Source organism: Spirosoma sp. 209, from assembly GCF_002006735.1.
GTDB lineage: Bacteria > Bacteroidota > Bacteroidia > Cytophagales > Spirosomataceae > Spirosoma > Spirosoma sordidisoli.
Map to the genome: position 1 here is coordinate 349,663 of NZ_MVEC01000006.1, position 19,521 is coordinate 369,183.

Below are 19,521 nucleotides of genomic sequence, written 5' to 3' on the forward strand. Positions count from 1 at the left end.
TCGGGCTGTTGCTTTCCGGCGGTGCGGGCTCTTAGTGTCGCATCGCTTTGAAGGCATTCATCAGCCCATTGGTCGAACTATCGTGGGTCGACACGGGCGCATCGTCCTTTAGTTCGGGCAAAATCCGGCTGGCCAGCTGTTTGCCCAGTTCTACGCCCCACTGGTCGAAGCTGAAAATATTCCAGATTACCCCCTGCGTAAAGATTTTATGCTCGTAGAGGGCAATCAGGCGGCCCAGCGTACGGGGTGTAAGCTTTTTGAACAGGATGGAGTTGGTAGGCCGGTTGCCGGTGAACATCTTGAACGGCGCCAGAGCCGCAATCTCAGCCTCAGATTTACCGGCCTGGCGAAGCTCGTCGGCCGCTTCGGCTTCGGTTTTGCCGTTCATCAGTGCTTCGGTCTGCGCAAAATAATTGGCCATCAGAATGGTATGGTGTTCACCGATAGGCCGCTGGCTAATGGCCGGTGCCAGAAAATCGCACGGAATCAGCTTGGTACCCTGGTGGATGAGCTGGTAGAACGCGTGTTGACCGTTTGTTCCGGGCTCCCCCCAGATGATGGGCCCGGTCTGGTAATCGACGGGGTTTCCGTTGCGGTCAACTGATTTCCCGTTGCTTTCCATGTCGCCCTGCTGGAAATAGGCCGCAAACCGGTGCAGGTACTGATCGTAGGGCAGAATAGCCTCCGTCTGCGCCCCAAAGAAGTTGTTATACCAGATACCCAGCAGCGCCAGGATAACCGGCAGGTTCTGATCCAGGGGTGCATCGCGGAAGTGCAGATCCATATCGTGCCCACCGGCCAGCAACTCTTCGAACTGATCGAAGCCGATATACAGCGCAATAGACAGCCCGATGGCCGACCAGAGCGAATAGCGGCCCCCTACCCAATCCCAGAAACCGAACATATTGGCCGGGTCGATGCCGAATTTCTCCACGGCCGCCTGGTTGGTCGAGAGCGCGGCAAAGTGTTTGGCAATGTCGGCCTCCGAGCCGCCGTTGTCCAGGAACCACTGGCGGGCCGTCTGGGCATTGGTCATGGTCTCCTGCGTCGTAAAGGTCTTGGAGGCAATCAGGAACAGGGTTGTTTCGGGCCGAACGGTTTGCAGGGTTTCGTAGATATGAACGCCATCCACGTTCGATACGAAATGCACGCGCAGCTTCTGATCGTCGGCATAGGGTTTCAGGGCTTCGGTAACCATGACCGGGCCAAGGTCAGACCCACCGATGCCAATGTTGACGATATCGGTAATGCCCGCGCCGGTATAGCCCGTCCACTCGCCCGACCGAATCCGGCCGGTAAACGATTTCATCCGGTCGAGCACTTCGTTCACGTCGGGCATCACGTCTTTCCCGTCGACCAGGATCGGCGTGTTGGAGCGGTTGCGCAGCGCTACGTGCAGTACGGCGCGGTCTTCGGTCTGGTTGATCCGGTCGCCGGCAAACAGCTTGCCAATGGCGTCGGGTAGTGCGGCCTCTCCGGCCAGTTGCAGCAGCAGGTTGAGGGTGTCGGTGGTGATCCGGTTCTTCGAAAAGTCGAGCAGGATATCGTCAAACCGACGGGTGAACGTGTCGAATCGGGTCGCGTCTTCGGCAAACAAATCCCGAAGGTGCCGGTCTTTCAGCAGGTCGTAATGCGCTTGCAGCTGGGCGTAGGCCGGCAGATCGGTAAAGCGATGGTTGGCGAGCATAAACAGGTTCTGGTTTTTGGTTTTCAGTGCGTAGCCTTCGGTTTACCGGCCATGTTGGCAACGGGCAAACCGAACACCGGAAGCAGGCACCGGTTGTCGGCGCGAATATCGGCAATCCCCGCAATCTTTTTTTCGGCTAATTTTGCGGGCTGGTATTACGATGAGATCAATCGTCTTATCGGCTAACTACTTCGGGTTGATGAATCAAAAACTATTTTATTCGCTACTGCTGGCTGGTTTAGGCGCCTTGTTCTTCCTGCCCTTTCTGGGGGGCGTCCGGTTGTTCGACTGGGACGAAATCAATTTTGCCGAAGCCGCACGGGAGATGGTTACGCTGGGCGACTACCTGCGTGTTCACATTGATTATCAACCGTTTTACGAGAAACCGCCTTTCTTTTTCTGGTGCCAGTCGCTTTTTATGAACCTCTTTGGCGTCGACGAGTTTACGGCCCGGCTCCCGAATGCGTTCTGCGGCATCGCCACCCTGATTTACCTCTATCACCTTGGCAAAAAACTACACGGTCACCGGTTCGGCCTGCTCTGGTCACTGGCCTACCTGGGCTCGGTAACGCCCCATCTGTATTTCCGGTCGGGCATCATCGACCCCGTTTTCAACCTGTTTATTTTCGTTGGCCTGGTCAATTTAATCTTCGCATCCTGGAAACGGGAGCGGCTGAGCAGTGCGCTGCTGGTGCCCAAAAGCGAGTGGACGTACCTGCTTATCGGCGGTTTCTCGCTGGGGCTGGCCATACTGACCAAAGGACCGGTGGCACTGCTGATCCTGGGGCTGGTAGTGCTGACGTACTGGCTGCTGAGCCGGTTGCGGTGGTTCCTGTCGATCTGGCAGGGGCTGGTTTTTGTGCTGGCGGCCTCGGTGCTTCCGCTGGCGTGGGTCGGGCTGGAAACCTACCTCCACGGCCCGGTTTTTGTCAGCGAGTTTCTGACCTACAACATCCGGCTCTTCAGCACACCCGATGCGGGTCATGGCGGCTTTCCGGGTTATCACGTCATCGTCCTGCTGGTGGGCTGTTTTCCGTCATCCATTTTTGCACTGCGAGCCTTTTCGCCCCTCTTCATCGAGCGCAACTACCAGCGTGAGTTCCGGCGCTGGATGCTGATGCTGTTCTGGGTGGTGCTGATCCTGTTCAGCATCGTGCAGTCGAAGATTGTGCATTATTCGTCGCTGTGCTACTTCCCCATCACCTACCTCGGCGCTCTTACTCTCTCTCAGCTCGAAGACCGAAAAATCCAGTTCAACGGCTGGCTGCGGGCGGGTTTGATCCTCGTTGGCGGCATTTTTATCGTGGCCACCATCGGAGCGCCCATACTGGCCCAGCGGATGGATATGGTGAAGTCGCTGGCCGACAAAGACCCGTTCACGCAGGGTAATCTCGATGCGGCCATCAACTGGACGGGTTGGGAAGCCCTGCCCGGCGTCTGGCTGCTGCTGCTGCTGGCGGTAACGATCTACTGGTTCAGCCACCGGCAAACGGCCCAGGCCGCGCTGGTTCTCTTTGTCGGCATGGCCGTATTCGTTACGCTCACGCTCTGGTTCTTCATCGGGCGTATCGAAGGAATCTCGCAGGATGCCGCCATGCGTTTTTTCGAGCGGTCGCAGGGGCAGGATGTGTACGTAAAGACCTACGGCTACCGCAGCTACGGCCCGTTCTTCTACACCCGCAAGCCGCCCGTCACCAACCCCAATTACTACAACGACGACTGGCTCATGCACGGCCGCATCGACAAAGACGTGTGGTTTATCCGCAAAGCCCAGGAAAACCCCACTCACCTCGACTCCCTGCCCGATGTCCGCCGAACCGGCGCCGAGAACGGTTTTATCTTCTACCTGCGAAAAGCCCGCTAGATTTCTGTACGACAAATCACCCCTGCTTGCCCCCCTGCCACCCGTTGCCGTGTCCCCACGGCAACCCATGCGTCAGCCCGACCAGCTGGTAAAGTGCCGCCTGCTGACCCCGGCAACGTCACGCCAACGGAGTAGCCGTCCAGCCCGATAGTCAGTAAAAAAAACTGTTCCCGGCAGAAACGGTTATGCTTGCATGAACCAGCCGCAGCCTCGTCATTTCGTCTCTTTCCGCCAGCTCGCCTTTACCATCGCCGTGATTACCAGTCTGGCGGCCTGCCGGGCGGGGGCCGGTTCGGGGAGCGCCCGACCCATGAAAGTAGCCGTTGGCGCCATCAAAGAGGTCACGATAACGGGCAAATCGGTGGTGGGTACGTCCGATAACCAGGAAGTGGTCGACGTAACGACGAAGCCCCTGTCATCGGCCGACAGCAGCGCCCGGTCGCAGGGCAAAGCCGTGGCCACCACCTTTCTGATCAAGGGGGTTACGGTAGGCGCAGCGCGGGTCGTCTTTGCCGAGCAGGCGGCCGACAGCTCGCCCGATGGCCGGGTTCGCCAGACCTATGCGGTACAGGTCGTGAGTCAGTAAAGCGCGCCCGGTTTCATTCCTTACGCCATACAGATCGGGATAATTAACGACCGGCCGGCTCTTTACGCCCTAAAACGCGTATCTTGCTTACGGTCAAACAACCCGTAATTCCTCACTCACCCCAACTGTATGAAGGTTAAACAGCTACCTGCCCTACTGGCGGCACTGGCCGGTCTCACTGTGTCGATTTCGCCCGTCGGGGCCCAGCAGATCGACGAGGTGTACAACCAGAAAATCCGCGAGTACACCACCGATCCGCGTTTCCTGCCCGCATCGGTCCTCAACCTGCCCGATGACCCCACGGTGCCCTCGCCCCGGAAACATTTCGGACAGATCATCGGCACCCCCGGCATCCTGCACCGTACGCCCGAGATTTACGGTTACTTCAAAAAACTGGCCGACACTTCGCCCAACGTCAGTATGGAGCCGGTCATGACCAGCGAAGAAGGGCGCCCCATCAACCTGATCATCATCGGCAACGAAGACGCCCAGAAACGACTCGACCACTACAAACGACAGCTGGCCCTGCTGGCCGACCCGCGCCAGGTAAACCCCCAGAACCTGAACACCATTCTGGGCGATACCAAACTGGTTTATTACCTCAACGGCGGCATGCACTCGCCCGAAATGGGATCGCCCGAGATGCTGATGGAACTGGCCTACCGGCTCGCTACCGGCCAGACCGAAGAAATCCGCACCATCCGCGATAACATTATCGTGATCATCAACCCCGTCTCGGAACCCGACGGCTGGGACAAGCAGGTCGACTGGTACTACCGCTATTCCAAAAACCGAAAAGACTTTAACGACGGCTTCCCTGGCGTACCGTACTGGGGCAAATACGTTTTCCACGACAACAACCGCGACGGCCTTCAGAACTCGCAGGCCATTACCAAAAGCCTCTACAAGATCTACTACGACTGGCACCCCGTAGCTTCCCTCGACCTGCACGAGTCCGTACCGCTGCTCTACATCTCGACCGGCACCGGCCCCTATAACGAAACCATCGACCCCATCACCATCGGCGAATGGCAGATCATGGCCCACCACGACATTACCTCGCTGGCGGCTCAGGGCCTGCCCGGCGTCTTTACCTGGGCGTTCTACGACGGCTGGTATCCCGGCTATGGCCTCTGGATTTCCAACAACCACAACTCGGTCGGGCGGTTTTACGAAACCTTCGGCAACGCCGGCGCCAGCACCTACCTCCGTGACCTGGCCGAGCAGAAATACGCCGGCGACCCCGCCACCAGCAAGGAATGGTACCGGCCCGTACCGCCCACCGAAAAAGTATACTGGTCGTACCGCAACAACATCAACTACATGCAGGCCGGGGTGCTGGCGTCGCTCTCCTACGGGGCCACCAACAGCCGGCTGATGCTGAAGAATTTCTACCAGAAAGGGCTGAACAACATCCGGAAAGGCACCGAAGAAACGCCCCGCGCGTTCGTAATCCGGAAAGATCAGCGCGACCCGGCTATGGCGGCCTACCTCGTCAACCAGCTACGGGCCCAGGCCATCGAAGTGCACAAAGCCGAAACCGGCAAAAACGCGGGCGATTATGTGGTGCTGCTCAACCAGCCCTACCGCAATCTGGCCATCTCGCTGCTGTCGAAACAGAACTACCCCAAAGAAGCCAAATTTCCGCCCTACGACGACATTGCCTGGACCCTCGGCTACCTCTACGGCGTTGACGTGAAAGCGCAGGACAGCGTGGCCTACGCCCCCACCGACCTCAGGATGCTGACCAGCGATATTCAGTATGCAGGCAACCTGACCGGCGAAGGCACCAGCTACGTCCTGAACTACAAAGCGCAGAACACCGTGCTGCCCGCCCTCTACTGGGCCAGAGCGCAGAGCAAAACCGCCAGGGCCACCGTCCTCGACGAGCGGGTGGCGCTCGACAAAGACACCCTCCAGGCCGGTTCGGTCGTGTTCAGCGGCCTCTCGCCCGAGCAGGTGCGGAAACTATCGACCCAGTTCGGGCTCGACCTGCAGGCCGTTAAAACCCTGCCCAACGGCAAACAGCACGACATAACCCTGCCCCGCGTGGCTATCTATCACAACTGGTACAGCACCCAGGACGAAGGCTGGGCCCGCTACACCTTCGACCAGCGCGGCATTCCCTACACCTCCATCGACAAAGACGACCTGAAAGGGGGCGACCTGCGCAAACGGTTCGACGTAATCCTGATGCCCCGTTCGCGGGGAACAGCGGCCGATTTCATTCACGAGATCGACAAAAAATACAGCCCGATGCCGTTTACCAAAACCGCTGAGTTTCCGGCCCACGGCCTGCCCGACGCTACGCCCGACATGACCGGCGGACCGGGTTTCGACGGGGTCAACCACCTGAAAGCGTTCGTGGAAGCGGGCGGCCTGCTCGTCACCCTCGACAACACCTCCATGCAGGTAGCCGAAGCCGGGGTCGTGCGTGAACTGCGCACCAATACCAGCGCCCAGGCAGCCGGTCTGTTCCACCCCGGCTCGGTCGTTATGGCGAAGGGCCGCAAAACATCGAGTCCGCTGCTGTACGGCTACCCCGAGAGCTTCCCCATTTTCCGGGGTATCGCGCCCCTGCTGCAGACCGAGAAGTACAATCGGGACCTGATGGTATTGCAGTATGGCAGCAAGCCGCTCAAAGACGAAGAAGAGTACAAAGGGCTGATTATGGGTATGCCCGACCGGAAGCCCATCAAAGAGCCCGAGACCAAAACCCCGAAGAAAGAGGAGCCTTATGTCCTGTCGGGTATGGTGCGCAACGAGCAGGCCATCATTGGCCACGGCGCCCTCTTCAACGTGCCGGTCGGCGCCGGTCGGGTCGTCGCGTTTACCTTCGACCCGCTGCACCGCTACCTGAATCACCACGACGCCCCACTGGTCTGGAACGCCCTCATCAACTGGAACCACCTCGGCCCCGACGCCAAGCCAGCCGCCGTATCGGCCCTGGGCAACGGCCCCAAAGCCAAAACCGGCGGTCAGTAAGTCCGTCGTATAAGAAGACTCGTTACCGAACCCGCCACAGCCTTTCTGGTTGTGGCGGGTTTCTTTATGGGTAATTCACAGTCTAAGCAATAGGACTGATACATAGAATACTATCAACTTGACAAACACAACCCAGCTTTGTTGACCGTATTGGTCGACACTGAAGAAGTAATTCGGATAGCTATTAATGTCCCCAAACCGAACTATCGAAGCTTGCTCAACTAAATACTTGCTTATTGTGTAAAAATATTAAAAAAATACGAATACTTACTTTCAAGTAAGTATTCTTTCTGTTTACTTTGGCCAAAGGTAACAGCATACTGAGCAAGTTATACTCAACAATCGTCGCGAAACTATAAGTAGCCAATTATGTGCAACTTATAGTTTCGCGACTTTGCGTACAACCCTAAGTTGATGCAGCGTACAGGCTTTTACTCGTTTTACTCGTAAGACGGGGCAGCGCGACTGCCGCCCTAAACGCCGAACAAATCAGCCTTTGAGTTAGCCCAAAACGCCAGTCTTGGATTTAGTTCAAGTGAGCTGATCAACGCTGCTCATTCGAAGCATGTATGTGCTATCATAACCTAAAACGTGTCCATCTATTAATATTTTACCTTCTTGATTTGTGAAAAGCAACAGTTGTATTATGTGGGGTACGCTGGTTCTGCTGGCAGGGTTTGGCCAGGCGCGGGGACAGAATCTGATTATCACCGGGCCAACCACCAATCTACCCAGTGAAAGCAGTCTAAATGTTATTCTAAACCCGTCTTGGACGAATCCCGGTTTAGGTGGTGGTAACAACACATTCGTTGGTCACGACGCGGGTAATAAACTAACGGATAGTTTCTCAAATACATTTATCGGAAAATCGGCAGGTGGAAACGCTACGACGGGTAGTTCGAACAACTTCGTTGGCTATTTGGCAGGTAACGGTACCACGACTGGATCAGGCAATGTGATGATGGGAAGCTTTACTGGCTGGCAAAACAACGGTGACAACAATGTCTTTGTAGGCGGTGGTGCAGGTTTAAGCAGTAAAGCTGCCAATTATAACACGTTCATTGGTATGCGCAGTGGCTTTGGTAATGTTAACGGATACAGTAACGTCTACGTGGGAATTTCCAGCGGAGGTAGTAACCAAAACGGCTCGAACAATGTGATGATCGGCGACTCGGCGGGATATTATAATACTGAGTCCAGGAATGTATTCATTGGCAGCAAAGCGGGTTTCGCCAATGACCTTGGCAGAAATAACACGTTCATTGGATCAAATTCCGGTTTTGCCAACGTGTCAGGTAACAGCAATACGTACATTGGGCAGCAAGCCGGAGGAAATAATATAGGTGGAACCTATAACGTCGCCGTTGGTACGAATGCAGGAAGATCCAACGTCCAAGGTGCTGCTAATACAATGATCGGCACGTATGCGGGCTTCAGTAACACCAGTGAATTTAATACATTTGTAGGCTACAATTGCGGCTACCGCAACTCAACTGGCCAATTCAACACGTTTTTAGGTAGTAGCGCGGGCATTGCTAATAAAACGGGTAGTATGAGTACATATCTCGGTAATGGAGCTGGGGCACAGGCACTCTCAGATTCCAATACGTTTGTTGGCTACCAATCCGGCTACAATACCACAACGGGCCGCAACAACACATTCTTCGGTGTTGCCTCCGGGCGGGGAAACACCACGGGGAGCCGCAATACGTTTGTGGGCAACGGCGCGGGACCGGCGGGCAGCAACGGCGACGATAATGTGTATATCGGCTTTACCACAGGTAACCGCGACGGTGGCTCGCGTAATACCTTCATTGGTACCGGGGCCGACGCCCTGGCGCAGAACCTGACCAACGCAACGGCTATTGGCGCCGGGGCGGGCGTGTCCATAAGCGATGCAGTTGTGCTAGGCAACCGGGTCAACGTAGGCATCGGTACCAGCGCACCCACCGCCCGCCTGCACGTTGTGAGCGACCAGCCCGACGACTCCGGTTTGCGGCTGGAGAATCTGACCATCAACAGCCCGGCCCTGACCCAAACCGACAAGGTACTGAGTGTAGACGAGAAGGGCGAAGTCATTCTGGCGCGACCAACGGCAGGCAAATTGCGCGTAAGTAGTGCCGTCAACTGGGCTGACCGCGTGTTTGAACCGGATTATGCACTTCGCCCGCTAAGCGAGGTAGCGCAATTCGTAAAAACGCACCAGCACCTTCCTAACGTACCATCGGCGGCCGACGTGGTCAGCAACGGCTACGACGCGGCCACGATGGACGCGCGACTGCTCGAAAAAGTTGAAGAGACGATGCTGTATGTAATTCAGATCAAGCAGGAAGTAGAGCAACTCCGAAAACAAAATCGACGGTTACAGCGGAACTTGAAACAGTTGAGAAAACGCTGAACATACTTACGGCAGGGCTGACTCCACATTTTGTGCAATGCATGAAGTTTTTCGCGTTTCATAAGTTTAACACCATTGTGGAGCGGGTTGAGTTCGATTACCCTAACCTGCCTAAAATCTACGCCATCGCCCTTTTAGCGAAAAGCATTTTACCAAAGGCTCATTTTCATACCGTTGCCAATCTACGGAGTGAAACGGGTGAAATCATTGATAATCAAATGACATTTATCACCGTAGAATTGGCTAAGTTTAACAAGCAAGTAGCTGAGATAGAGACTGACTTAGAGAAACTGGTGTACACCATGAAGACGCTTCACACAACCGAACCCACGCAATACCCCGCTTTCTGGAATGAGGAATGGCTGAAGCGGGCCATTGACGAGTTGGACACGCGCAAGATGCCCCCGGAAGAACGGGCGTACTTTGCTCGTGTGACAGCCGCCAACGCCGAAGCTGTTAAGGCTGAAAAGAAGCGGATTGAAGAAGCTGAAGAGCGCAGAGAAAACTTAGTAAAAACTGAAACTGTCAAAAATGCCCTTCAGATGGGTTTGACGGCTGAACAAGCGGCTAAATTGGCAAATGTATCGACTGAGTTTGTAGCTCAAGTTCAGAGCCAACTATCTGTCAATTAATATTCAGCGTCTCCGGCGACAGGCAGCGCGTCCCTTCTCAAGGTCCGACACCCCAACCGTCCATGTGCGTCAAAGCTCCTTACGTCGCCAGCGACACATGGGATCGTTGGGTGCGGGTCCATGCAATGAGTCAAGGCGGGTTACCGGCGACAGGCAAGCTTTGGGCTCGTTGGGTAGCTCCCGGTCGATAGGACTAGCGCCTGAGTTAGTCAACTTTGACAAACGTAGGCGGGTCGCGGTCGACAGGCCAACCACCCCGGCATTGAAGCTTGAGTAAAAGCTACAATAGAGGGCTAAATCAATGCCAAGGTTGTTGTAATATTGTGTTATACGCTACAATAGAATGAAAACACTGACTGTCAACGACAAGGATTACGCCAAAGCTCTAAAGCTGTTAATTGACAATGGCATTCAAACTGAGCCAGAACCCGAAGTTATGATTCCACTCCTACGCAAGAGTAACGCTAAATCTGGTGAGACTCCTGCCGCTTTCGGTGGTATTTGGGCTAGTGATGAACGTACTATGGCATCAATCCGGGCGAAAGCATGGCCAAAAAGAAGATAATCCTGTGCGATTCTAACGTATTGTTTGACTATTTTCGAGGAGTGCCCGTGATGGTTCAGGAATTGGATGAGCTTGGTTTTGACCGTCTGTTTCTGAGTGTAATTTCAGAAGCGGAAATGTATGTGGGTATGAAACGTAGCGCAAAACGGTCGAAACTATCAACAAGTTTAACGTGATTGGTTTGGACGCTGAAATCTCGCGTCGACTACTCAATCTGACTTGGGAGCATTATGCGAAACGACCGGGCATAGCCGACATGATTATCGCAGCAACCGCGTTAACATATCCGGTTGAATTGTTCACCTTTAACAAAAAAGATTTCGATTTTGTGGAGGGCATCACTTTTTACCCTCCCAAGTACAAACATCAATACGGACCTGAATCTGCGTAAATCAGCTCTCCGGCGACAGGAAGCACGTCCCAAAGTCTAGGTTCAGCAGCCCAACCTTCCGTGTGTGTAAAGATGTGAGTACGTGTGTTCAGTGGCGTTTCGCGCTCACCATCAACACCTGCGGGCGATGTGTATAAAGGCTCCCTACGGTCGCCAGCGACACATGGGATCGTTGGGTGCATTATACAAAAAGCGCTTACAAGGCAGGTTACCTGTTACAAATCACACGTCTCATCAGATAAGATTGGGGCTGGTCAGGCGGGTTGCAGTTGACAGGGTGAAGCCATTAAAAAGCAGGTCTCTACCCAATTTCAAGTTATCTGCAACAACGTAAACGCTTTGCCAGGGCTAAATCTTTTTGAGGGATGAACATTGAACACGCCTTAAATGACTTTTACGAGCAGCATGGCTATGGTGTAGGAGGAGGCATCAACAAAAAGTGGGACATGATTAAGTTTGGCCCCATTGCCTTGCCACTGCCCAATTTAGAATCCCGACGTAAAAACATTTATTTGCACGATATCAACCACCTAGTGACAGGATACGACACAACTTGGAAGGGCGAAAGTTCGGTTACTAGTTGGGAGATAGCCACTGGCGGATGGGGTAAGATATATTTTGCCTGGTGGCTTACCCTTTGGGGCATGGCTGTAGGGGTGATGCTATATCCTAAGCACAGTTATGATGCCTTTCAAGCTGGCTTGAGCATGAAGAGTGCCTTTACCAGTGGTCTGACAAAGCAAGAAATGTACTCTTTAACGATAGACCAGTTAAGAAGCCGACTGTCCCTACCCCAAGCCCACATAGTGACCCGCAGTTATTATGCGTGGGCAAGTTTAAGTTTGCTGGTTTGGTTTGGACCATTCTTACTAGGGATTGCCCTTTATTATGCATTATAATTTCGCTCCTGGCGGGCAAAACAGCACGTCCTGAAGTCGGGTTTGCAGCCCATCTAAACGAGGGTGTGAAGGACAGGTACGTGTGTTGAGTCAAGTTATGCGCTCACCATCAACACTCATAATCGTTGGGTGAACAGCAAAAAGGCCGACAACGTAGTGATTGACTTCGGTCGAGAGGTAGCACGTCTCGGCCGGGTAGGTTTTGGGCTTTCATTTCCGCGTTTCGTGCGGCACAGGAATGCCTTAATGATCTAGGTTAACACGTGTTAAATGGAGATTGAAACACAACATCACTGCCCAGTATGTGGAAGACCTAAGCATACTGATCCACGATATCCAAAGCATGTGTGTGGAGCCTGCGCGGAAAGAACCACTGATAAAGCTGGGCGACCAGTGAAATATTGCAACACCAATTTAGGGGGCGGATGTCAGGGAAGGTATTTGAATGGTGAAAAGGAGTTGTACCTTTCTGATATCTGCTACATTGATAACATTAGATGCGTGGCTGAGGAAGCCCGGTTCGGTGGTATTGCTATTCAAGTTGACGAGTTGGGTACTACAATAACTGAGTCAAATCCTCAGAAGATTAATCTACCAAAGCCAAGAGGATAGTGGATTGTGTTTCATCGCTGGCGGTCGTAGGGCAATAGATTTTCGTTCAGCGTGGTCGTTCTTGGAGTGACAGGACGCACAGTCCAACTCGAACAGGTGTGTAAAGAGTATGACTACCTCGTGTCCAGTTGAGTAACTCGCTCACCATCAACACCCGTTGGCGTTGGGTGGACACGACAGCCAATGACGAACTGGTCGGGCTTCGATCAACGAAGGGCATGACTCGACTAGCAACCGCCTTTGCGAGGGACACGTTTATACATTAGTTTACCATCCCGTTCTACATAATCGCCCGATAGTATTGGATAGTCATACTTGGGCGCGTGCGATACAGTATGGCTCCTTATAATTAGTCGGTCGTTCACTTTCAGGCTATGCAACGGCCGAAATTCGTTGGTCAGGTTTCCCGAACTTTTGTCAGTCTTCTCCGGTCCAAAACTAAGAATATAATCGTCATCGTTAATCCTGACCATCAGGCCGAAACCTAGTCGTGAGCCTGGCGGAAGAGAAAGAGAAGTGACAACGGCTTCCATAGTGGTAAAAGCATTTAGATGCTTCCTTATGTTAGCTTCACCGGCATATACTTTTTTACCTTCGGGCGACGCTTCCCATTTTTTGTACGCTATACCATCGGGGGTAGCCTCCCATCTTTTCAAGGCAGCTTTCCGTTCAGCAGCAGAGAGTGGTTTTGAGGCTGCCTTTTTAGACGCTTCGTGTTTACTTTCACGATCGGCAAATACCAGTCCGCTTACCACAATCAGCGGTACGATCAGCGCATAAATTATTTTTTTCATATGCTTTGTCGGTTTAAGAAATAAATCTGTATTCTGATACGATCAGGTCCATTTAAGGATTTCATCAAAGCTAAACGTTTCTGTTCCGCCGTCTGTCACTGATTAGTAAAAGAATGTTAACGACATGTAAAAGTTGCTTTTTACAGACTGATCTACATGTTAGCCTCTACGCAGCTGGCTATACTGTACTCGACAAATCAGGCTTACGTTTTAGGAATGCCCCCCTGCCAAGACGAAAGTTTCTGTAAGCAGGACTCGACATAAATACCGTTGCACAAACTACGCATTTCGCATTAGCATATTGAAAATGAGGCAATTGTCGAGTCAGCAGCCGTTTTATGATGCCACTCCAGGCCGATAATCTCAACTGATTTTCGTTCAGAAAGCTTGCGAAACCGAATGGTTGCGCATACATTTGCAACCATTCGGTTTCACGAAAAACCATATATGGCATGAGACGAGATATTTTTCAGGCAATAGCCGACCCCACAAGACGGGCCATCATCACCCTGATTGCCCTGCAGGCCATGACCCCGAACGCCATTGCAGAGAACTTCAATACGACCCGACAATCGGTTTCCAAACACCTCCGCATCCTCACCGAATGCGAACTGGTGAAACAGGAGCAGCAGGGCAGGGAGATCTACTACTCCCTCGAAGTCGAGAAAATAAAAGAGGTTGATCAGTGGGTGAGCCAGTTCCGGAAACTGTGGGAGACCCGTTTCAATCAACTGGACGATGTATTATCAACCCTTAAACAACAACAAAAATGAACGACTTCACCGTTGACAAAACAACAAAAACGGTAACCTTCTCCAGAGAGTTTGATGCCGACCTTTCGCTGGTATGGGATGCTTATACGAAGCCGGAAATCCTTGATCAATGGTGGGCTCCCAAACCCTGGACGTCAAAAACAAAATTTATGGATTTTGCCGTTGGCGGCCGACGGTTTTACGCAATGGTAAGCCCCGAAGGCGACGAGCGCTGGTCCATTCAAACATACACGTCCATTAGCCCGAAAACCAATTTCAAATTGCTGAATGCTTTCGCCGACAAAGATGAAAACCCAGAGTTGCCCGGTTCTGAGTGGGATTTGACGTTCAGCGAGCAAAACGGGAAGACGACCGTACGTGTCAGTATTTACAATGAATCGCTTGCCCGCCTGGAGAAAATGCTTGAGATGGGCTTCCGGGAAGGCACGGCTATGAACCTGAAAAACCTGGACGAATTATTGGCCACTTTATCGCAACAAAAAGGATAAATTGCCTTAAATCGACACTGGCAACAACCGAAAGGCCGGTTGTTGCCAGTGGTCAATCCCGACCCTGATCTTATGGTAAATGAAATCAACTTGATAATCCTGCTGCAAAACCCGGTTGATGGCCTCGTGTATGGACTACAGAAAGGCAAAGGCGTTCAGAACGAGATCGTACAGGTACAAATGGGCAAGGGGCAGGATCTGACCTTTCGGTTTGTTGTACACCTGAAGCAGCCCAACGAGTCGGGTCTTTCATTTACGGGTCCGTTCGTGCAGGGCCCGCCGGGAAACCGCTTTGTGTACATTACCATAGGCGGCTATGCCGGACAGGCCGGCACCACGTCTAATGGCCGACTGAAAGTTCCTCTTCCCGAAGGTGACTTCGAGGACGCGTTAGCGAGAGGCAGCGCGTATGGCTGGTCCTGCAAAGTCCCGGGCAGCACTAAAGATGGAAAGCCTGTTTTTGCCACTGTGAAGCCTTTTGGCGGATGGGTCATGGAAAAGCTCTCTGACCAGGCCGGCACATAGCCTACTAGTGCCCCAGGCAAGACTGACGGGCTGCCGATAGACTGACGAATACGCTGTAAACGACTTATCTTTACTCGGCTTCGGGCCTGCCAATCGCCTGCCTGACAATACGACTCGAACGTTGCAGAAGAGCAGCTACTTCCCGTTTCGCCTGACTACCACATGAACTATATGTTACTCGGCCTGCTGATTAGCCTTTCGTCACTGACCACTGCCCAGGACAAAATCTCTTTTTCGGGAAGCCGTTGTCTGGTGGTCGACAGTAAAAATAACGTGCTTGTGGGCATCAGGGATAAACTGGTCAAGGTGTCGAAGGTATGGTAGCAACGTTCATAAAGTAACGACCCCGGGCGACAGGAGACAGGTCGTAAAAAAAGAGCACGGCCTACGCCCTCTTTATTGCCTAAGCAACAGCAGGTAACCTTACCTGTCTGACACCTTTACCATATACCATTAAACCCTATACTCATGAAAATTAAGCTCCTGATCGTTTTAGTAGTTTTTGGCGCGTGCTTTTCCACATTGGCTCAACAAACGAGCGGCTCTGCATCCGGGAACAAAGCAGGTATTGCTGAAAAAGGCTTGATGAAAGTGTCGGTCATGTACCCCTACGCAGACGGCAAAACGTTCGACATGGATTACTACGAAAAAAGCCATATGCCCTTTGTTGCCGGGTTGTTGGGATCTAATCTGGTGCGCTATACCATAGAGAAGGGCGTTTCAGCTGGAATGCCCAACGCTCCGCTACCCTATATGGCTATCGGCACTTTTTACATCAAAAGTTTACCTGATTATCAGGCGGCTATCGCTCCGCACAGAGACGCCATACGGGCCGATTTCCCGAAATACACCAACATCAGTCCCGTGATCCTGATCAGTGAAGTAATCAGGTAGTTTCGCCTTTCCGAAACGCGCCTGTAGCCGGGTTATGACGATCGGGGCCAGGGTACGCTCATCCATTTTTTGTCAGAATTTGCCTAACAAGCCACACACCGGTGTGTTATAGGGTAAGGAGCCGGCCGATTCTGCATCGATGGCGCAAACGACCTCATCAGGCCGGCGCAAAACGGCTATATCTGTAACGAGACAGGCTGTACCATGACCGAGAACAACAAAGCCCTGTTGCTGAAGGGCAACGCAGCGATTGCCGAGGGTAACTATGAAGGCTTTCTGGCGCTCTGCACCGACGATACAGAATGGACATTTGTCGGTGACACCGTCCTCAAAGGCAAAGAAGCCGTGCGCCAGTGGATGGCCACGAACTATACCGAACCACCCATCGTCACGGTCGACGACTTACTTGCGGAGGGCGACTTCCTCGTAGCGGTTGGCAACGTAACCATGAAGGACGAGAGCGGAAACCCCACTCATTACGCCTACAGCGACGTATGGCGTTTTCGAGACGGCAAACTTGCCGAATTACGGGCGTTCGTTATCAACATCGAGCCTGACGAGTTGTAGTTGAGACCTTGGTCGTTGGGTGTAACTAATAACGGTAAGCGCCCATTATTTAACAGGCATCAAACATGGCTAAACACCTGTTATTTATTCAGGGAGGGGGCGACGAGGGTTACCAGGCCGACACAACATTAGTGGCCTCTCTGCAGGAATTGCTGGGTAACGAATACGACGTAAACTACCCTGAATTAACGTCAAACGAATCGGCATCTGATTTCGGGTGGATTGAACAGATAGGCAGGAAAATTTCTGAAGCTCCGGGCGATGTCATTCTCGCAGGCCATTCGTTGGGGGCGTCGATGCTACTAAAGTATCTTTCCGAGAATCCGGTAAGCAAAACGATCAAGGGAGTCTTTCTAATCGCTACGCCATTCTGGGAGGGCCATGAAGACTGGAAAGCAGGGTTAAAACTTCAGGAAAACGTGGCGGATAGGTTGCCAAAGGGCATCCCGTTTTTTTTCTATCATTGCCAGGACGACGATGAAGTTCCTTTTTCTCACCTGGCACTCTATCAACAAAACCTGCCTCAGGCTACTTTTCGCGAACTGAACCGGGGTGGACATCAGCTCGATAACGCATTAAATGCAGTAGCGGCCGATATGAAATCTTTGTGAAGCGATCTATTCAGAACTTATCGACCGAGCCGACTTTCTACCATCAACCCTGGCGAAGGTTAGATTCAGGTCTGAAAATGCCTGTAGCTAGCGGGCGACATACGTGTAGAGACAGGTCGGCTTTAGAAAGACGCGTTAATCCCATATGGTGTAACCACCGTTACCCAGCCAATATATACACCTGGTATTCAGTTATTTATTCAGAAACCATTTTAACCCAAATAGCTCATGGCAACTGCATGGTTTATATCAGGTATAGTGTTTGCATGGTACTGCTCTAAGGCTATTAGCGCCAACTCTGACAGACCCAATTGGCAAAAAGCTGTCGCGGCCGCTGCTCTGTGGCCGTTTTCCTTGCTTTTCAAACGATTCAGGCGATTCTAGTTAGTGCCGATGGCGGTAATTCATTTATCTCGCGTGAAGTGGCGCACCTCCCTCAACACTTGCTGGCGTTGGGCAAACCGATTGTACAGTGCTAAGTCTGGCGACAGGCCTACACGTTTTGTGCCTCGTCAGGCGGCTTGCCCCGTTAAAACCTGATTGAGATGTTGTATCCTGACATAGCACGCGAGTTGATCGAACGACGCAGGCATGACTTCAGCGTCAGGCAACGGCTCATCACCGAAGGTAGGCTTTTCAGTGGCTATAACCCCGAGATGGAAGCGGTACATCTCGATAATGCCCGCTGGCTTCAGGCACTAATCAGCCAGATTGGCTGGCCTGCCCGGGAACAGGTGGGCGAAGAAGCCAGCCAGGCAGCCTGGTTGATTGTTCAGCACGCCATTAGCTTACCTTCGTTCATGAAAAGCGCGCTGGCCCTCATGAACGAGCAGCAAAAGACGAGAACCATCGATCCCGTCAGTATGGCTTTCCTGTCGGACCGGATTGCCCTGTACGAGGATCGGCCCCAGTCGTATGGCACTCAGTTTGTAGATGACGAACAGGGTCAGCTGGTGCCCCATCGACTCGACGATTCTGTCGAGCAGGTGAATCAGCGTCGCCAGTCGCTGGGGTTAAACACCATCCAGGAGCGCCTGGCCGAACTGACCGCCCAGCTGAACGCTGAACAGACAACCCAGCTCACGGCCAGCGAAAGGCAATCGAAGCAGGCCGAGTATGATGCCTGGCGCAGGAGAGTCGGGTGGCTTACCAGCTGATGAGTCAGGTTAGTAAAAACAATGAAAAGCGTGCGGCAGCACAGACGTTCAACCCAACAAGATGTAAATGAAGAACCGGGTAAAAGGAGCCTTGATGGGAGCAGCGGTTGCCGATGCGCTGGGCGTGCCTGTCGAATTCAAGTCACGGGAGTACCTGACCCAGCAGCCCGTCACCGATTATACGGGCTACGGCACCTGGAACCAGCCGCCGGGTACGTTCTCCGACGACAGCTCGATGTTGCTCTGTACGGCCGAAAGCCTCTGCCGGGGCCTCGACCTCAACGACATAGCCAGTCTGTTTTCGCGCTGGCTACAGCAGGGGCACTGGAGCGCCCGGGGTCAGGTCTTCGATATCGGGAACGCCACCCACATGGCTATTCAGCAGCTCATGCTGGGGGTGTCGCCACTCGACTCGGGCGGCCGTTCAGAACACAGCAATGGAAATGGGTCACTGATGCGTATTCTGCCCCTGGCCATTTCGCTCCGCACAGAACCGGACAGGGCCGCCCGCTACGAAACGGTTCGGCAGGTTTCCGGCATTACCCACGCCCACGTCAGGTCTGTACTGGCTTGCTTCATCTATGTCGAGTTCGCGATAGCCCTGCTGAACGGGGAGTCGAAACAGGCTGCGTATGCCCAGACCCAACAGCAGATTACTTCGTTTCTGGACGGACAGCCGATCGATAGCCACGAGATCAGCCTGTTTGACCGCACCCTGAAGGCAGACCTGACCGCCCTCGACGTATCCCGGATTCGCAGTTCGGGCTATGTGATCGATACGCTGGAAAGCAGCCTGTGGTGCTTCCTGCACTCGTCTACCTACAGCGAATCGGTGCTGACAGCGGTTAACCTTGGCGAAGACACCGACACAACTGCCTGTGTGACGGGCGGCCTGGCGGGCATCTATTACGGCTATGAGGCTATACCAGCCCATTGGATAAACGGCCTGGCCCGGCATACGGATATTATCGATCTGGCCGACCTGCTGGCCGCGCGCTACCCATAAACCGGCCGCCAGGCATCCGCCCCCTTACCTTAGTCTTGATTAAGCGGGTAGATTAATAGTAGTACTTTTGGTTAGTTTGTAGTTGAG

The 19,521-nt window shown here is 53.1% G+C and carries 19 protein-coding genes; 17 read left to right on the forward strand and 2 right to left on the reverse strand.

Annotation, left to right across the window (positions count from 1 at the left end; genetic code table 11):
• Positions 1-31: 31 nt before the first annotated feature.
• Positions 32-1,687, reverse strand: a complete 1,656-nt coding sequence (gene pgi / locus B1C80_RS12490) for a glucose-6-phosphate isomerase (protein ID WP_077921425.1) — start codon at positions 1,685-1,687, stop codon at positions 32-34.
• Positions 1,688-1,886: 199 nt separating this feature from the next.
• Between pgi and B1C80_RS12500 the strand changes: the two genes are divergently transcribed.
• The 8 genes from B1C80_RS12500 to B1C80_RS12540 all read left to right on the forward strand — a co-directional run bounded on the left by B1C80_RS12500 (position 1,887) and on the right by B1C80_RS12540 (position 12,007).
• The gene (locus tag B1C80_RS12500) at positions 1,887-3,551 is read left to right on the forward strand and encodes a glycosyltransferase family 39 protein (RefSeq protein ID WP_077921427.1); all 1,665 of its coding nucleotides are present in this window, start codon (positions 1,887-1,889) and stop codon (positions 3,549-3,551) included.
• A 193-nt stretch (positions 3,552-3,744) separates the two neighbouring features.
• A complete protein-coding gene (locus tag B1C80_RS12505) occupies positions 3,745-4,137 on the forward strand; it encodes a hypothetical protein (protein WP_077921428.1) in 393 nt (130 codons plus the stop codon).
• 129 nt (positions 4,138-4,266) lie between these two features.
• Positions 4,267-7,122 carry a M14 family zinc carboxypeptidase gene (locus B1C80_RS12510; RefSeq protein WP_077921429.1) on the forward strand — a complete coding sequence of 952 codons (2,856 nt, stop codon included), beginning with the start codon at positions 4,267-4,269 and terminating at the stop codon, positions 7,120-7,122.
• A 625-nt stretch (positions 7,123-7,747) separates the two neighbouring features.
• A complete protein-coding gene (locus B1C80_RS12515) occupies positions 7,748-9,520 on the forward strand; it encodes a hypothetical protein (RefSeq protein ID WP_139361646.1) in 1,773 nt (590 codons plus the stop codon).
• 41 nt (positions 9,521-9,561) lie between these two features.
• A complete protein-coding gene (locus B1C80_RS12520) occupies positions 9,562-10,152 on the forward strand; it encodes a PD-(D/E)XK nuclease family transposase (RefSeq protein WP_077921431.1) in 591 nt (196 codons plus the stop codon).
• A 343-nt stretch (positions 10,153-10,495) separates the two neighbouring features.
• On the forward strand, positions 10,496-10,717 hold the full coding sequence (locus B1C80_RS12525; RefSeq protein ID WP_218964765.1) for a hypothetical protein: 222 nt from the start codon (positions 10,496-10,498) through the stop codon (positions 10,715-10,717).
• A 172-nt stretch (positions 10,718-10,889) separates the two neighbouring features.
• A complete protein-coding gene (locus B1C80_RS28995; protein WP_077921434.1) occupies positions 10,890-11,108 on the forward strand; it encodes a hypothetical protein in 219 nt (72 codons plus the stop codon).
• 365 nt (positions 11,109-11,473) lie between these two features.
• The gene (locus B1C80_RS12540) at positions 11,474-12,007 is read left to right on the forward strand and encodes a hypothetical protein (RefSeq protein WP_077921435.1); all 534 of its coding nucleotides are present in this window, start codon (positions 11,474-11,476) and stop codon (positions 12,005-12,007) included.
• Between the two features lie 839 nt (positions 12,008-12,846).
• Here the strand turns inward: B1C80_RS12540 and B1C80_RS12550 are convergent.
• Positions 12,847-13,413 carry a hypothetical protein gene (locus tag B1C80_RS12550; RefSeq protein WP_077921436.1) on the reverse strand — a complete coding sequence of 189 codons (567 nt, stop codon included), beginning with the start codon at positions 13,411-13,413 and terminating at the stop codon, positions 12,847-12,849.
• A 452-nt stretch (positions 13,414-13,865) separates the two neighbouring features.
• Here B1C80_RS12550 and B1C80_RS12555 point away from each other — a divergent pair, with 452 nt between their 5' ends.
• From B1C80_RS12555 to B1C80_RS12590, 9 genes are all read left to right on the forward strand, one after another.
• Positions 13,866-14,186, forward strand: coding sequence for a helix-turn-helix transcriptional regulator (locus B1C80_RS12555; protein WP_077921437.1), 321 nt, complete (start codon positions 13,866-13,868; stop codon positions 14,184-14,186).
• Positions 14,183-14,674: an SRPBCC domain-containing protein gene (locus B1C80_RS12560; RefSeq protein WP_077921438.1), complete on the forward strand. Its 492-nt coding sequence runs from the start codon at positions 14,183-14,185 to the stop codon at positions 14,672-14,674. The genes B1C80_RS12555 and B1C80_RS12560 overlap by 4 nt, the downstream gene beginning before the upstream one ends.
• A 72-nt stretch (positions 14,675-14,746) precedes the next feature.
• Entirely contained in the window at positions 14,747-15,199 is a 453-nt protein-coding gene (locus tag B1C80_RS12565) for a DUF5990 family protein (protein ID WP_077921439.1), read from the forward strand.
• A 162-nt stretch (positions 15,200-15,361) separates the two neighbouring features.
• The gene (locus B1C80_RS28405; RefSeq protein ID WP_161492753.1) at positions 15,362-15,523 is read left to right on the forward strand and encodes a hypothetical protein; all 162 of its coding nucleotides are present in this window, start codon (positions 15,362-15,364) and stop codon (positions 15,521-15,523) included.
• Positions 15,524-15,667: 144 nt separating this feature from the next.
• Positions 15,668-16,093 (forward strand): EthD family reductase, encoded by a 426-nt coding sequence (locus B1C80_RS12570; RefSeq protein WP_077921440.1) that lies wholly within the window; start codon positions 15,668-15,670, stop codon positions 16,091-16,093.
• 204 nt (positions 16,094-16,297) lie between these two features.
• Positions 16,298-16,660 (forward strand): nuclear transport factor 2 family protein, encoded by a 363-nt coding sequence (locus B1C80_RS12575; protein WP_077921441.1) that lies wholly within the window; start codon positions 16,298-16,300, stop codon positions 16,658-16,660.
• 65 nt (positions 16,661-16,725) lie between these two features.
• Positions 16,726-17,271 (forward strand): alpha/beta hydrolase, encoded by a 546-nt coding sequence (locus B1C80_RS12580; protein ID WP_077921442.1) that lies wholly within the window; start codon positions 16,726-16,728, stop codon positions 17,269-17,271.
• Between the two features lie 545 nt (positions 17,272-17,816).
• Positions 17,817-18,428 (forward strand): DUF6624 domain-containing protein, encoded by a 612-nt coding sequence (locus tag B1C80_RS12585; protein ID WP_077921443.1) that lies wholly within the window; start codon positions 17,817-17,819, stop codon positions 18,426-18,428.
• 67 nt (positions 18,429-18,495) lie between these two features.
• Positions 18,496-19,434 (forward strand): ADP-ribosylglycohydrolase family protein, encoded by a 939-nt coding sequence (locus tag B1C80_RS12590; RefSeq protein WP_077921444.1) that lies wholly within the window; start codon positions 18,496-18,498, stop codon positions 19,432-19,434.
• Positions 19,435-19,521: the final 87 nt, after the last annotated feature.